Source organism: Arachnia propionica, assembly GCF_037055325.1.
Lineage (GTDB): Bacteria > Actinomycetota > Actinomycetes > Propionibacteriales > Propionibacteriaceae > Arachnia.
The window spans coordinates 2,808,961-2,822,167 of sequence record NZ_CP146373.1 but is presented as its reverse complement, the minus strand read 5'-3'; the positions used below and the strand labels follow the sequence as shown (position 1 = coordinate 2,822,167).

14 protein-coding genes are annotated in these 13,207 nt (G+C 65.6%); 6 read left to right on the top strand and 8 right to left on the bottom strand.

Going from position 1 to position 13,207, the window contains the following annotated elements; all coding sequences use genetic code 11:
• Position 1 precedes the first annotated feature (1 nt).
• The 5 genes from V7R84_RS13115 to V7R84_RS13095 all read right to left on the bottom strand — a co-directional run bounded on the left by V7R84_RS13115 (position 2) and on the right by V7R84_RS13095 (position 4,645).
• Entirely contained in the window at positions 2-463 is a 462-nt protein-coding gene (locus tag V7R84_RS13115) for an FHA domain-containing protein (protein WP_338569782.1), read from the bottom strand.
• A 4-nt stretch (positions 464-467) separates the two neighbouring features.
• On the bottom strand, positions 468-1,175 hold the full coding sequence (locus V7R84_RS13110; RefSeq protein WP_338569781.1) for a DUF3662 and FHA domain-containing protein: 708 nt from the start codon (positions 1,173-1,175) through the stop codon (positions 468-470).
• A 181-nt stretch (positions 1,176-1,356) separates the two neighbouring features.
• Entirely contained in the window at positions 1,357-2,376 is a 1,020-nt protein-coding gene (meaB, locus tag V7R84_RS13105; protein WP_338569779.1) for a methylmalonyl Co-A mutase-associated GTPase MeaB, read from the bottom strand.
• A 69-nt stretch (positions 2,377-2,445) separates the two neighbouring features.
• The gene (locus V7R84_RS13100; protein WP_338569778.1) at positions 2,446-3,426 is read right to left on the bottom strand and encodes an ATP-grasp domain-containing protein; all 981 of its coding nucleotides are present in this window, start codon (positions 3,424-3,426) and stop codon (positions 2,446-2,448) included.
• 31 nt (positions 3,427-3,457) lie between these two features.
• On the bottom strand, positions 3,458-4,645 hold the full coding sequence (locus V7R84_RS13095; RefSeq protein WP_338569777.1) for a hypothetical protein: 1,188 nt from the start codon (positions 4,643-4,645) through the stop codon (positions 3,458-3,460).
• Between the two features lie 226 nt (positions 4,646-4,871).
• On the opposite strand from V7R84_RS13095, the gene V7R84_RS13090 reads away from it, so the two are divergent.
• The 6 genes from V7R84_RS13090 (at position 4,872) to V7R84_RS13065 (ending at position 10,334) form a co-directional block, all read left to right on the top strand.
• Positions 4,872-5,474 carry an acyltransferase gene (locus V7R84_RS13090; RefSeq protein WP_338569776.1) on the top strand — a complete coding sequence of 201 codons (603 nt, stop codon included), beginning with the start codon at positions 4,872-4,874 and terminating at the stop codon, positions 5,472-5,474.
• The gene (locus V7R84_RS13085) at positions 5,474-6,565 is read left to right on the top strand and encodes a DegT/DnrJ/EryC1/StrS aminotransferase family protein (protein WP_338569774.1); all 1,092 of its coding nucleotides are present in this window, start codon (positions 5,474-5,476) and stop codon (positions 6,563-6,565) included. Before V7R84_RS13090 ends, V7R84_RS13085 begins: the two co-directional genes overlap by 1 nt.
• Positions 6,565-7,554, top strand: a complete 990-nt coding sequence (locus tag V7R84_RS13080) for a Gfo/Idh/MocA family oxidoreductase (protein WP_338569772.1) — start codon at positions 6,565-6,567, stop codon at positions 7,552-7,554. The genes V7R84_RS13085 and V7R84_RS13080 overlap by 1 nt, the downstream gene beginning before the upstream one ends.
• Positions 7,541-9,082 carry a DUF6056 family protein gene (locus V7R84_RS13075; RefSeq protein ID WP_338569770.1) on the top strand — a complete coding sequence of 514 codons (1,542 nt, stop codon included), beginning with the start codon at positions 7,541-7,543 and terminating at the stop codon, positions 9,080-9,082. The genes V7R84_RS13080 and V7R84_RS13075 overlap by 14 nt, the downstream gene beginning before the upstream one ends.
• An 87-nt stretch (positions 9,083-9,169) precedes the next feature.
• Complete coding sequence (locus V7R84_RS13070; protein ID WP_338569768.1) at positions 9,170-9,610, top strand: GtrA family protein; 441 nt, start codon at positions 9,170-9,172, stop codon at positions 9,608-9,610.
• Complete coding sequence (locus V7R84_RS13065) at positions 9,603-10,334, top strand: glycosyltransferase family 2 protein (RefSeq protein ID WP_338569766.1); 732 nt, start codon at positions 9,603-9,605, stop codon at positions 10,332-10,334. Before V7R84_RS13070 ends, V7R84_RS13065 begins: the two co-directional genes overlap by 8 nt.
• Before the next feature lie 127 nt (positions 10,335-10,461).
• Here V7R84_RS13065 and V7R84_RS13060 read toward each other — a convergent pair whose 3' ends face one another.
• The 3 genes from V7R84_RS13060 to V7R84_RS13050 form a co-directional block, all read right to left on the bottom strand.
• Entirely contained in the window at positions 10,462-10,731 is a 270-nt protein-coding gene (locus tag V7R84_RS13060) for an HU family DNA-binding protein (RefSeq protein WP_338569764.1), read from the bottom strand.
• Positions 10,732-10,854: 123 nt separating this feature from the next.
• Positions 10,855-12,195, bottom strand: coding sequence for a UDP-glucose/GDP-mannose dehydrogenase family protein (locus V7R84_RS13055; protein WP_338569762.1), 1,341 nt, complete (start codon positions 12,193-12,195; stop codon positions 10,855-10,857).
• A gap of 129 nt (positions 12,196-12,324) precedes the next feature.
• Positions 12,325-13,155, bottom strand: coding sequence for an aldo/keto reductase (locus tag V7R84_RS13050; RefSeq protein WP_338569761.1), 831 nt, complete (start codon positions 13,153-13,155; stop codon positions 12,325-12,327).
• Positions 13,156-13,207 lie beyond the last annotated feature (52 nt).

Here is a 13,207-nt window from a genome sequence, read left to right as displayed (position 1 = left end):
CTCACACCTCCAGCTTCATCATGGTGCGACCGATGCGAAGGATGTCGTTGACCCCCATCGGGGTGGGCTCGGTGATGCGTTTGCCGTTCACATAGGTGCCGTTGGTGGATCCGAGATCGGTCACCACCCAGGTTTCCGGGTCGCGCTGGACGAGCTGCGCGTGACGGGAGGAGGCGTAGTCGTCGTCGAGGAGGATAGTGGAATCGGATGTGCGGCCCAGGTTGATGGTCGGCTCCAGAGGAATCGAAAGACCCTGCTGGGCGCCCTGGGTGATGGCGAACCGGGTGGGTTGGCGCTTCCCTCTGCCGCGTCTCGTCGGGGCCTGTTCGTTGGCAGGCAGGTCGGAGGCCGACACCTTCCGACCGAACATGTCCTTGCGGATCACGTCGGCGAGGATGCCGATGAACAACCAGAGCAGGGCGAGAAAGACAATCTTGATCGCCGCTGCGACGAGATCGGACATGGGCTCACGCCTCCGACGGCGAATGCACCAGCATCCTCGTGTTGCCGATCTCGATGCGGGAACCGTCCCTGAGCTGGGCGGCCTGCACCCGGGACCCGTCGACGACGATGCCGTTGGTGGAGCCGAGATCCTCGATGCGGATGGTGCGGTTCTCCAGCGGTCCGGAGACCGAGATCATGGCGTGGCGGCGCGACACCCCGGGGTCGTTGACGCGTAGGTCCGCGTTCGAGCCGCGACCGATCACCAGGCCCGGGGGCACCAGCGGGTGCCGCACCCCGGCGACCTCCAGGACCAGCTGCTGTGATGCCCGCGGTCTGGGTGCCGGAGGCTGATCGGGGGCCGTCGCGACGGCCTGGCTGGTCACCCGGAACTGTCCCGTGGGCAGTGACTGTTCCAGCATGTAGAGGATCTGGATGGAGCCGTTGAACACGTAGGAACGTTCCGCCGCGTGTGCCCTGAGTTCCGGGATGATCTCCGAGTTGAGGGTCTTGGTGTAGGGAAACAACCTGTTGTAGTCGTGAGGGGAGAGGGAGACCGTGAACACGTTCGGCACCAGCCGCTTGTCGCGGCTGAGGAGCTTGGCCTCGGAGTCCAGTTCCCGTTGAATACCCGCAGCGATCTCGACGGGCTGCACGTCGCCTTTGAAGGCGCGGGCGAAAACCTTGTCCACGGCAGCGCCGATCCTCTTCTCAGCGCGGTCGAACACGCCCATTCACCCTCCTCTCAACGGGACCAGCTTAGAGGACAGGCCAATCGTGGTCACCTGACTCGCCTGTCCCTGGGCTGTGAAACGGCCCGGAATACTGCGGGACGACCGCGCGACCGGTTCATGCAGGCCGGTGAGGACCCACCCGTTCGTCCACGGGGTCCCGGAGCCGGGGTCCCGCCGGCCCTCACCCGGCGGTCGCGTCAGTGGCGGGGTGGCCGAAGGTGCGGGCGAAGGCCTCGAGGATGTCGGTGGATCCCTCGACAGCGCTGATTTTCTCGGCCGCGAGATCCGCCTCGACGCGGGCAGCGACCTCGCGAACCTCGGGGGAGGTGCGAAGCGACTGGATGATCTCCTGCTCCACCATGTTCCACAGCCAGGCGCGTTGCTGGGACTGGCGCCTACCGACGAGTTCCCCGGCCTTCTCCAGGTCGGTGCGATGCTTCGTGACCGCCTCCCACACGTCGTCGAGACCGGCTCCGGTGTAGGAGGAACAGGTCAGCACGGGGGGGCGTCGCCTCGACTCGTCGCTGGAGATGAGTTTCATGGCGATGCTGAGCTCGCGCGCCGAAACCCGGGCCTCTCCCTCGTTGTCGCCGTCGGCCTTCGTGATGGAGATCACGTCGGCCAGTTCCAGGATGCCGCGTTTAATGCCCTGCAGCTGGTCCCCGGTGCGGGCGACGTGCAGGAACAAGAAGGTGTCGACCATGCCTGCGACAGCCACCTCCGACTGTCCCACGCCCACGGTCTCGACCAGCACGACGTCGTAGCCGGCGGCCTCCAGCACCAGCATCGACTCGCGGGTGGCTCGGGCCACACCACCCAGATGCCCGGCTGACGGTGAGGGGCGGATGAACGCCTCATCCCGCATGGCGAGATCGCCCATGCGGGTGCGGTCGCCGAGGATGGAACCGCCGGTGCGGGTCGACGACGGATCGACGGCGAGCACCGCCACCTGGTGGTGGTGTTCCTCGATCAGTTTGATGCCCATGGCGTTGATGAAGGTCGACTTGCCGGCCCCGGGAACCCCCGAGATGCCGACCCGGAAGGCCTTTCCGGTGTGCGGATTGATCAACTGCAGCAGCTCGTGGGCCTGCGCCCGGTGTTCGGGTTTGGTCGATTCCACCAGGGTGATGGCCCTCGCCACATGGCCCCTGGACCCTTCGACGACCTTGGCCGCCAGCTCCGCCACATTGAGATTCCGCATGAAAGCCACCCTATCCCCACTTCCCGGTGTCGTCGGGGGTGGGGAAGGGGCCCGCCGGCCCGGGGCGGCTCAACGCTCCGAGAGGCCCTCGATGCGGTGCATGATGACGCCGTCGTAGCCGAGCATCGCCCAGTCGGATTCGTAGTCGCCGATGCGCGGCTCATTGGCCTTGCCCGCGACGTTGTTCAGCAGCAGCGAGGGGAAGTCGACGCCACACTCGTAGGCGTGCGGGTAGACGCCGCCGAAACGCGGATTGACCTCCAGGATCGACCAGCCCTCGGGGGTGGAGAACAGGTCCACGTCGATGGTGCCGCGGAAACCGCAGCGCGTCACGAAATCCTCCACGAGCGCGAACAGGGAGTCGTCTTTGAACGACACCGACTTGTCGGCGGTGCCTGCCCGCATCCGCAGCTTCTTCTTCGCGAACATGGCCGCCACGTTGCCGGAGATCATGTCGACGTAGACGTCCACGTCCACCGGTTCGCCCGGCAGGAACTCCTGGATGATCAGCCCCGGCGTGGCGGCGAAGGCCGCGTCCAGCTCGGTTCGCGAATCGATCCGCGCAATCCCCGCGGAGGCCGAACCCGTCCGCGACTTCACGAACAGCGGGAACTGCGCCACCCCCGCATCGAGGTCGGCGTGGCAGGCTTCGAGATCGATCCAGGACCGCGGGGTCGGCAAGCCCTCCGCCGTCAACCACTGGTACATCACCCACTTGTCGAAGGCCCGCTCCACCACCTCGGCGGGGGAGATCATCACCTTCGTGCCGATCGCCTCGAACTCGTCGACGTGTTTCGCCAGGAGGCTCAGCTCCGGATCCAGCAGCGACAACGCCACCGAGATCTCCTCGTCACGGCAGATGCGCAGGATGGTGGGCAGGTAGTCGGGGTCGTTGATCAGCGGCACGACGTGATGGCCGTCCGCCGCGTACAGCGCGGGGGCGAGCTCGGAGGCGTCGGTGGTGATGACGCGACCGCGACCCGCCAGGGCGCGCTTGAAATACGTAACGGTCTGGACGCGGCTACCCGCGGTGAGGATGAGGACGTTCATGTCCCGGTTTCCCTTCGTCTTCGTCTCCGGATCACTGCCAGGTGTTGCCGGCCAGGTATTCATCGACCCCCCAGCGCTGTCTGACGACACTCAGCGAGGAATCGGCGTGCCGAGCATAGACCCGCGGCAGGTACTGGATGAACAACGGATTGAAGGTCATCGTGTAGGAGCCCACCTTGTGGTAGACGATCCGGTCTCCCTCCCGCAGTCGCGGGGCGTCGGTGAGGGGCATGAGCCGGTCGTTATCGAGGCAGGTGAACCCGGAGATGATCTGCGGAGTAGAGCACGGTTCGCCGTCGCTGTGGACGGTGTGCTCGTAGGCCGATTTGCGCAGGAACGGGTCGAGGTTGGTGCGCGACCCGTCGGTGACGACGATGATGTGGTCTTGTACCGGCTTGGTGTCGATGACGCTGGTGTGCAGTTCGAAGGGCACCGCGACCAGGGCCGCGCCGGGTTCGATGATCAGCCGGGTCCGGGCCGGATCGACGGCATCCCCCAGGGCGTCGCGGATGGCGGTGACGTACTGGTCGGGGGTCGGGAAACGGTCCGAGTCGCCCCCGAAGAACCCGCCCCCCAAGTCGATCCAGTCGAGTTCCAGGCCGTGTTCCGCGATGATTCTGCGGGCGGTGTGACCGGCGGAGACGTAGGTGTCGAGCGCTCGCGTCAGCGATGTGACGTGCAGGTGCAGACCCGCGATCCGCACCCCTGCGGCGCGCATCTCGGCGATCGCGGAATCGAGGTCGCCATTGTCGGCGTGGAAACCGAAACGCAGCCCCGCCGATCCGCTGGCGGTGTGGTCGGGGGCGTCGCGGTTCACGTCCCAGTTGACGCGCAATCCCACCGAGTCGACGCGTTTGCCCGCGGCGGCCCGCTCGGCCACCCACCGCAGTTCGCGCCGCGAGTCGAGGTTGACCATCGCCCCCGCCTCGAAGGCCTGCGTGAGCAGCTCCGGGGTCTTGACGGGGCCATTGACGATCACCTCGGCGGGGTCGTGTCCGACGCGCAGAGCCAGCTGCCATTCCTCCTCGGAGACCACCTCGGCGGGCACCCCGTTGCGCCCCATCCACGCCACCAGCCACGGCAGCGAGTTCGTTTTCACCGAGTACGACAGGACGGCTCCGGGCCAGCCGCGGTCGAGGGCGTCGCGGAACGAATCCACCTGTCGTGTGAGCAGGTTCTCGTCCACCACGAACGCCGGGGTCTCGATTCTGTCGTCCATCGCTGTCTCCTCGTCGGGGATCTCCTTCTGCGACGATCCTACGGGCGAGGCGCTGTTGCGCACCTCATCGAGGGGTCGCGCGACCCGGATGGGGACACCGGGTCGGTTTCCGGTAGTGCGCGTCGCGTATCGGTACATGCCTTTTCGGCGCTGTTCACGTGGTTATCGGGAAGCGATCCTGGGGCTAGACTGCAACCCGGAACCAAGCGATTGAGAGGCGGACCCCATGGCTGAACCCCGCATTCTTCCGTCGGCGGACCTGGATGACGGCATCCAGATCGGCGACGGCTCGTCGATCTGGCATCTCGCCCAGGTGCGAGGCGGCGCCGAGATCGGTGAGAACGTGATCGTGGGGCGGGGAGCTTACATCGGCAGCGGCGTCCACGTTGGGGACAACTGCAAGATCCAGAACTACGCCCTCGTCTACGAACCCGCGCACCTGGAGGACGGGGTCTTCATCGGCCCCGCCGCGGTGCTCACCAACGACACCTTCCCGCGCGCCGTCAATCCTGACGGCACCTCGAAGAGCGCCCACGACTGGGAACCGGTCGGGGTGACCCTGAAGCGCGGCAGCTCTGTGGGTGCGCGCGCCGTGTGCGTTGCCCCCGTCACGATCGGCGAGTGGGCGACGGTGGCCGCCGGCTCTGTCGTCACCCGTGACGTTCCCGCCTACGCGCTGGTGGCCGGAGTGCCGGCCCGGCGCATCAAATGGGTGGGTCGCTCCGGTTTTCCCCTCGAGGAAACCGGTCCCAACACATTCCGTGACCCGCACACCGGCGACGAGTTCGAACAGGTGGGCGAGACCCTCAACCTCGTAAAGGAAGCCTGATGACCCAGTCCTTCATTCCCCCCGCAAAGCCGATCATCGGCGATGAGGAACGCGCTGCCGTCGACCGGGTGCTGCGTTCCGGCATGATCGCCCAGGGGCCCGAGGTGGCGGCCTTCGAGACCGAGTTCTCCGAGCACTTCAAGCTCGGTCGCGCCTGCGTCGCGGTCAACTCCGGCACCTCCGGTCTGCACCTCGGTCTGTTGTCCTGCGGGATCGGCGCAGGCGACGAGGTGATCGTGCCGTCGTTCACCTTCGCTGCCACGGCCAACTCCGTTGCCCTGACCGGGGCCACCCCGGTGTTCGCCGACATCTCCGCCGACGACTTCACCCTCGACCCCGCATCCGTGGAGGCCTCCATCACGGAGCGCACCAAGGCGATCATGCCGGTTCACCTGTACGGCCACCCCGCCAAGATGGACACGCTGCGCACCATCGCCGACTCGCACTCGCTGCTGCTGTTCGAGGACGCCGCCCAGGCGCACGGCGCCTCGCTGAACGGCACCCCGGTCGGTGCCTTCGGTGAGTTCGCGATGTTCTCGCTGTACCCCACCAAGAACATGACCTCCGGTGAGGGCGGCATGGTTTCGTGTGTCGACGCCACCATCGAACGCAACGTCCGCCTGTACCGCAACCAGGGGATGCTGCAGCAGTACCACAACGAGGTCGTCGGCCTGAACAACCGCATGACCGACATCCATGCCGCCATCGGTCGGGTGCAGCTGACCAAAGTCGATGCCTGGACGAAGACCCGCCAGGAGAATGCCGCGTTCCTGTCGGCGAACCTGGAGGGCGTCACCCCGCCGCCGGTCGCTGACGGCGCCGTCCACGTGTACCACCAGTACACGATTCGCGTCCCCGAGGACCGCGACGGCCTGGCGAAGGCGCTGAAGGAGGAGTACCAGGTCGGCTCCGGGATGTTCTACCCCGTCCCGAACCACCGCCTGAAGCCGTTCCAGGTGCCGGTGGAGCTGCCGGAGACCGAACGCGCCGCCAAGGAATGCCTGTCGTTGCCGGTTCATCCGTCGCTGACCCAGGAGGACCTGGAGCGCATCGTGAATGCCGTCAACACCCTCGCGAAGGCTGGTGCCTGATGAGTAATCTGCGTGCCGGTCTCATCGGCCTCGGAATGATGGGGCGTCACCACGCCCGCAACCTGCGTGCCATCGACGGGGTTGACCTCGTCGCGGTGGCTGATGCTCAGGGCGACCCGCACGGCGTCGCTGAGGGACTGTCCGTCCTGCCCGATATCGACGCCCTGCTGGAGCAGAACCTCGACTACGTCGTGATCGCGGCTCCCACCATGTACCACGAGGAGATCGGCCTCAAAGTGGCCGAGGCCGGCGTGCACGCGCTCATCGAGAAGCCCCTCGCGAAAACCTTCGAGGACGCCCAGCGTCTCGTCAAGGCGTTCGCGTCGAAGGGGCTTGTCGGGGCCGTCGGCCATATCGAGCGCTACAACCCGGCGCTGCAGGAGCTGCGCAAGCGTCTCGAGGCGGGTGAGCTGGGCGACCTGTACCAGATCTGCACCCGTCGTCAGGGCCCGTTCCCGGCACGCATCGCGGACGTCGGGGTCATCAAGGACCTCGCATCCCACGACATCGATCTGACCGCGTGGGTCACGCAGCGCGACTACGAGCTGGTTGCGGCCCGCACCATGTTCAAGGCGGGACGCGAGTACGAGGACATGGTCTCGGCCACCTGCCAGCTGTCGGGCGGCCTGATGTCCAACCATCTCGTCAACTGGTTGACCCCGACCAAGGAACGGTTGACCATCGTGACGGGCGAGAAGGGCATGTTCATCGCGGACACCCTCACCGCTGATCTGACCTTCTACGCCAATGGCCGCATCGCCACCACGTGGGACGACATCGCCCAGTTCCGTGGGGTCTCCGAAGGCGACGTGACCCGTTTCGCCATCGCGAAACCGGAGCCGCTGCGCACCGAACACGAGAACTTCCGCGACGCCATCCTCGGTCGCGACTCCGACGTCGTCACGTTGGAGCAGGGTGCCCAGGTGGTGCGGGTCTGTGAGGCGATGATCGAATCGGCCGCCACGAACCAGTTCGTTGACGTCCGCTGAATCCGATTCTCCACGTTTCCGGTCCCGGTGGCTCGTAGCAGGAGCTGCCGGGATCAGCGTCCTGGCCTGGTGGCTGCTGCACCGCTGGTGGTTCATGTCCGGTGACGACTATCTCCTGATCACGCAGGCAGGGGACGTCGCCGGGAGGTTTTCGTTCGGCGACTGGCTGAGATTCCTGGCCCACGAGTGGGGTGAGATCAACGGGCGCACCTCCGACAGTCTGCTGCGTGCTGTGCTGCGTCCCGGTCCGTGGTTCTATCCACTGTTCGCGCCGTTGATGCTGACCGCCACCGGCCTGGCGGTGGGCGCCTGGCTGGCTGCCACCCGTTCGCGTGGCGATCGCGCATGGCTGTACCCGGTGGGCCTCATGGTCGTCCCGTTCCTGTTGTGGCTCAACCCCTCGTTCTCCGGCGACGCCGTGTTCTGGACGGCGGGAGCCATGAACTACGTCTTCCCGCTCGGTGCAGCGGCCGTGGGACTGGCCGGCATGGTTCGGATCCTCGACGGCGACGACCTGCCATGGCGGTGGGTGATTCTCACCGCTGTCGGACTGGCGCTGACCGATTCGCTGCATGAGATCGTCGCGGGTGCCCTGGCGGCAGTGGCCTTCGTCGTGATCGTTACCGCCCGCGGCAGGCTGTCCATCAAAGCGTGGGTGCTGACCGGCACGTCGCTGGTGGCTTTCGCCGCCCACATGTGCGCGCCGGGTCTGTGGAAGCGCAGCGGAAAGGTGGCGGACAACGCGGGGGCCGGCTCCGTCGTCGAACAACTCACCCACTCCGTCGCGGTCTCCTTCAACGTGTTCTGGGGCCGTACGATCTGGATCTGGCTGGGGTTGGTCGCGATTCTGGTGTGGGTGGCGGTGACCTCGCGACGCCGGGGTCTGGTGTCGTTGTCGACGGCTGGCGGGGTTGGTCTTCTCGGTCTAGTCTCCAGCGCCTACGCCCATCGCGCGCCCGTCGGCGATGACGTCGGGCAGGCGCTGCCCCCGGAGGCTGCTGCGTTCGCAGCGCTGCTGCTGGCGCTGGTGCCCGTGGTGTTCCTGGCGGTGTGGGTGACGTTGGCCCATGAGCGCGAACGACTGGGGTGGGTTCCGGTGGTGGCCTGGGCGGGATTCGTCGGTTCCAACGTGTTCGTTCTCGGCAGTGGTACCTCCGGGGATCGGGTTCATTTCCTGCCGGCTGCGTTGTTGCTTGTCACCGTGCTGTCGCTGGTGTCCGTCCTGACTCGGGAGCTGGTGGGTCGGAAACGCATCGGGCTGGTGGGAATCACCTGGGTGGCGTTGGGACTGCCCGCGGTGATCTGGGCCGTCAGCGCCTGGGTGGGGTTGCAGGCCAATCAACGTTTCGTCGAGACCGAGATCGTCCAGCCTTTGAAGGCAGCCTCCCCAGGCAGTGAGGTTGTCGTATCCACCAACCTTCCGGTCCCGTCGATGTCCTATGGGTTTGCCTTCCTCATGCCCCGCTACGAGGAGGCCCTGAAGATCTACTACGACCTGCCGCGGGATCTTCACATCACCAACCCGTGACCGGCTCCCCTGCTTCAAAAAGCTGGGATACACTTGGTCACCGCTCCATTCAGAGGAGCGGATTAAGGGTTGTGGCGAAGGAATGATTTGAGTATCTCCAAGCTCCTGCACAGTAGCGCGTTGCGCTATCTGGTGGCCGGCGGCCTGGCTTTTGCCTTCAACGTTCTACTTCTGAACATCTTTCGTGAGGTCGTGGGGATTCCCACGAGCCTCTCCGCACTGCTGGCCTTCTGGGCTTCCTTCTTCTTCACCTATTCCCTGCAGCGCCTGTTCGCTTTCCGTTCCGAGGCTTCGGTGCGTGCGTCGTTGTTTCGTTATTCGGCCCTTGTTGCGTTCAATTCCGTGGTCGTGGCGTTCATCGTGACCGTGTGTCACGACCAGTTCGGCCTAGGACTGGGTTCCTCCCAGCTCATCGCCACCGCCAGCACCACCGTGTGGAATTATTTCGCCTACAAGGGCTGGGTGTATGCGAAACGTCCGTCCGCGGAGGAAGCACAGGCTCCGGCGGAGGTCACGGCGGATGAGTGACGTACCGGGATTGTCCATCGTGGTGCCTGCGCACAACAGCGGTCCGCGCCTGCGAGAGACGCTGCAGCAATTGACGCGGGAATTGGGTCGTGACGATGTCGAGGTCATCATCGTGGAGAACGGGTCCTCCGACAACACCTGGGAGATCGCCGAGGAGCTCGCCCAGGGGTCCTGGAGTTTTCCCGTCCGGGCGGTTCGATCCGAGGTGGGGCTCGGCGCCGCATATCTCACGGGGGCTTCGGGAGCGAGAGGGGACGTGGTTCTTCTCACCGCCGACGACCTCCCCTTCGGCGTCACGGACATCCGTTCCTGGGAGTCGATCGGCAGCCCAACGGCCCTGGTGATCGGCTCGAAGGCCCACCCGGCCAGTGTGGTTCCCCGGTCGATCCCACGCACCGTCATGTCGTGGGGGTACCGATTCCTGCGCCGGGTGATCCTCGGCATGAGCGTGGCGGACTGTCAGGGAACTCTTTTCGTGGACAGGGAATGGTTGCAGCGACGCATTCCTTCTCTCCGGGAACACGGCTATCTGACGAGCACGGAGATCGTCTACCTGGCGCAGCTTGACCGCACACGTGTCATTGAGGTTCCTGTTGTTCTTCACAGCGGCCATGCAAGTGGTAGAACCCGGATCAGGACATCGGACGTCTGGGATATGGCATTCGGACTTCTCAGGCTTCGTCGACGCCGTCGGGAATTTCGTGCGACGGCGGGGGAATCGTGAAAAGAACAGGGGTTTCACGGACCAGTTCGAGACGTTGAATCCTGAGGGAATCATTATTGCGGTGTGGGGCGAAAAAGAAGTGCCCCACCTGTGGGTGGGGCACTTCAGTAGTTCGCGTGAAGAAAACTCACAGAGCGTTCTTCAGGGCGCTGGCCGGAGTGAACTTCGCGACGCGGCGGGCCGGAATGGTCATGGCCTTGCCGGTGGAGGGGTTGCGTCCCTCGCGCTCGGCGCGCTGTGCGGTGGAAGCGGTGAAAACACCGGGAAGCTGGATCTTCTTGTCGGCGACGAGTGCCTCGGTGATAACGGCACCGAAGGCATCGAGCGCGGCCTCGGCCTGTGCGTTGGTGAGCCCGGCCTTGGCCGCTATGGCCTGGATCAGTTCACGCTTGGTCATTGTGTCTCCTTAAGAAATTTGAGTACGCAAACATACTTTGACCGATCTTGGGGTGATGTCAAGTCGGGACGCACCGAAACCTTCAGATATGGCCGTTCGGATGGCAAGAAACCTCCAGAACGGTTACCAGATCGAGACTCCTCGGCCCATTCCGTAATATCTCCAACCGGATTCCTGCCACACTTTGGGGTCGAGCACATTCCGACCGTCGATGATGGCGGGTGAGGCAACGATTCTTCTCAGTTCCACTGGATCCAGTCCGAGGAATTCCTTCCATGGGGTGAGTAGAAGTACCGCATCAACCCCTGTCAGGGCCTCTTCGACGGTGTCACAGACCCGCATTTCGGGTTGGCGACGGCGCAGTTCGGTGCCGGCTGCCGGGTCCACGACCCGCACGTCCGCGCCGCGCGCCCACAGCCGGGAGGTGATGTCGAGGGCGGGGGAGTCGCGCAGGTCGTCGGTGTCGGGTTTGAAGGTGATCCCGAGCACCGCCACCTTCCGGCCCGCCAGCCGCCCCGAGACCGCTTTTTCGGTGAGCGTGACGGCGTGGTCGCGGCGGCGCAGGTTGATGGCGTCCACCTCGCGCAGGAAGGTGAGGGCCTGGTCGATGCCGAGTTCCCCGGCGCGCGCCATGAAGGCCCGCAGGTCCTTCGGCAGGCAACCGCCACCGAAACCAATGCCTGCCTGGAGGAACTTGCCCCCGATCCGGTCGTCGTGGCCGATGGCCTCGGCCAGTCGGGTGACGTCACCGCCGGTCGCGTCGCACAGCTCCGCCATGGCGTTGATGAAGGAGATTTTCGTCGCGAGGAAGGCGTTGGCGGCCACCTTCACCAGTTCGGCGGTGGGAAGGTTCGCCACCACCAGGGGGATGTTCTCGGCCAGCATGGGCGCGTAGCAGGCATCGAGGATTGCCTTGGCGCATTCTCCTGCTGCGCGGTCCTCGGGAAGGCCGTAGACGATGCGGTCGGGATGGAGGGTGTCGGCGACGGCGTGGCCCTCGCGCAGGAACTCCGGGTTCCACGCCAGCAGCACATTTTTACCACTGGCCTCCAGCCGCTCGGCGAGCCGCTGCGCGGTGCCGACCGGAACCGTCGACTTGCCCACCACCAGCGCCGGAGTGCCGGGTCTGGGGGCAAGGTGCTCGATGATGGTGTCGATGGCTGCGTCGATCTGGCTGAGGTCCGCGCCCAACCTGCCCGACAGCTGCGGGGTGCCGACTCCGATGAAGACCAGGTCGGCATTGGAGAGGCGTCGCGGGTCGGTGGTGAAATCCACTCGACCGGATGCGACTGTTCGCGCCAGGATCTCGGGGAAACCGGGCTCGTGGAACGGGGCCTTGCCCTGCGCCAGCTGGGAAACCCTGTCCTCGTCCACGTCGAGTCCCACGACGTCGTGGCCGATCTCCGCCATGCAGGCCGCGTGCACCGCCCCGAGATAGCCACAACCGATCACTGCAATCCGCATGCGCTGAAGGGTAGCGCGTGGGATTCTCACGGTTTCCGGGGGAGCCGGGGACGCGAGGAACGAGTGATCCGTGTCGCAGCCGTAACGAGGGGGTCCGGGGACGTGCGCTGTCGGGTCGGGAGCGGCCTCTCAGACCATCTCGAGGGTGGCGGGATCGGGGCCGATGCGGTTGCCCGCGTTGAGCGCGTCGATGGCCGCCCGGTCCTCTGCCGAGAGTTTCATCCCGAGGGCCGCGAAGTTCGATTCGATCCGTTCGGGGGTCTTCGACTTCGGGATCACGACGAAACCGCGGTCCAGGTGCCAGCGGATGATGACCTGCGCCGGGGTGGCGCCGAGCCGTTCGGCGATGCGGACGACGACGGGATGCTCCAGGTCGGCGGCCTGCCCCAGCGGCGACCAGCTCTCCACGACGACCCGCAGGTCCGAGCAGTGATTGATCAGATCGTCGGGCTGGAAGGTGGGGTGCAGTTCGATCTGGTTCACGACCGGGGTGATGCCGGTCTCGTCGACGATGGTGTCAAGATGCTCGGGCAGGAAGTTGCACACCCCGATGGAACGGACCAGGCCTTCGGAACGGAAGTCGATGAGCTGCTCCCAGCTTTCCACGTACGTTCCACGTGCGGGGCAGGGCCAGTGGATCAGGTACAGATCGACGTGGTCGAGGCCGAGTTTCTCGAGGCTCTTTTCCAGAGCGGGCCGGGCGGAGTCGCGGCCCTGGGCCTTGTTCCACAGCTTCGTGGTGACGAAGATCTCGTCACGCGGCAGCGAGGATGCAGCTATCGCGCGTCCCACACCCACCTCGTTGCGGTAGATCGCAGCGGTGTCGATGTGCCTGTACCCCGCTTCCAGGGCGTGGCTGACGGCGGCGGTGGCCTCGTCGTCGGTCATCTGCCAGACTCCCAGGCCGAGCTGGGGGATGGACTGGCCGTCGTTCAGTGTGGTGAGCGGAGCACTTGTCATGACCCCCATTGAACACCCTGATGGAAAGGAGCATCACCATCCTCGGCGAAGG

Excerpts from the sequence above, each read along its gene's own strand:
- V7R84_RS13115 (WP_338569782.1), bottom strand. The coding sequence starts at position 463 with ATGTCCGATCTCGTCGCAGCGGCGATCAAGATTGTCTTTCTCGCCCTG.
- V7R84_RS13110 (WP_338569781.1), bottom strand. The coding sequence starts at position 1,175 with ATGGGCGTGTTCGACCGCGCTGAGAAGAGGATCGGCGCTGCCGTGGAC.
- meaB (WP_338569779.1), bottom strand. The coding sequence starts at position 2,376 with ATGCGGAATCTCAATGTGGCGGAGCTGGCGGCCAAGGTCGTCGAAGGG.
- V7R84_RS13100 (WP_338569778.1), bottom strand. The coding sequence starts at position 3,426 with ATGAACGTCCTCATCCTCACCGCGGGTAGCCGCGTCCAGACCGTTACG.
- V7R84_RS13095 (WP_338569777.1), bottom strand. The coding sequence starts at position 4,645 with ATGGACGACAGAATCGAGACCCCGGCGTTCGTGGTGGACGAGAACCTG.
- V7R84_RS13090 (WP_338569776.1), top strand. The coding sequence starts at position 4,872 with ATGGCTGAACCCCGCATTCTTCCGTCGGCGGACCTGGATGACGGCATC.
- V7R84_RS13085 (WP_338569774.1), top strand. The coding sequence starts at position 5,474 with ATGACCCAGTCCTTCATTCCCCCCGCAAAGCCGATCATCGGCGATGAG.
- V7R84_RS13080 (WP_338569772.1), top strand. The coding sequence starts at position 6,565 with ATGAGTAATCTGCGTGCCGGTCTCATCGGCCTCGGAATGATGGGGCGT.
- V7R84_RS13065 (WP_338569766.1), top strand. The coding sequence starts at position 9,603 with ATGAGTGACGTACCGGGATTGTCCATCGTGGTGCCTGCGCACAACAGC.
- V7R84_RS13060 (WP_338569764.1), bottom strand. The coding sequence starts at position 10,731 with ATGACCAAGCGTGAACTGATCCAGGCCATAGCGGCCAAGGCCGGGCTC.
- V7R84_RS13055 (WP_338569762.1), bottom strand. The coding sequence starts at position 12,195 with ATGCGGATTGCAGTGATCGGTTGTGGCTATCTCGGGGCGGTGCACGCG.
- V7R84_RS13050 (WP_338569761.1), bottom strand. The coding sequence starts at position 13,155 with ATGACAAGTGCTCCGCTCACCACACTGAACGACGGCCAGTCCATCCCC.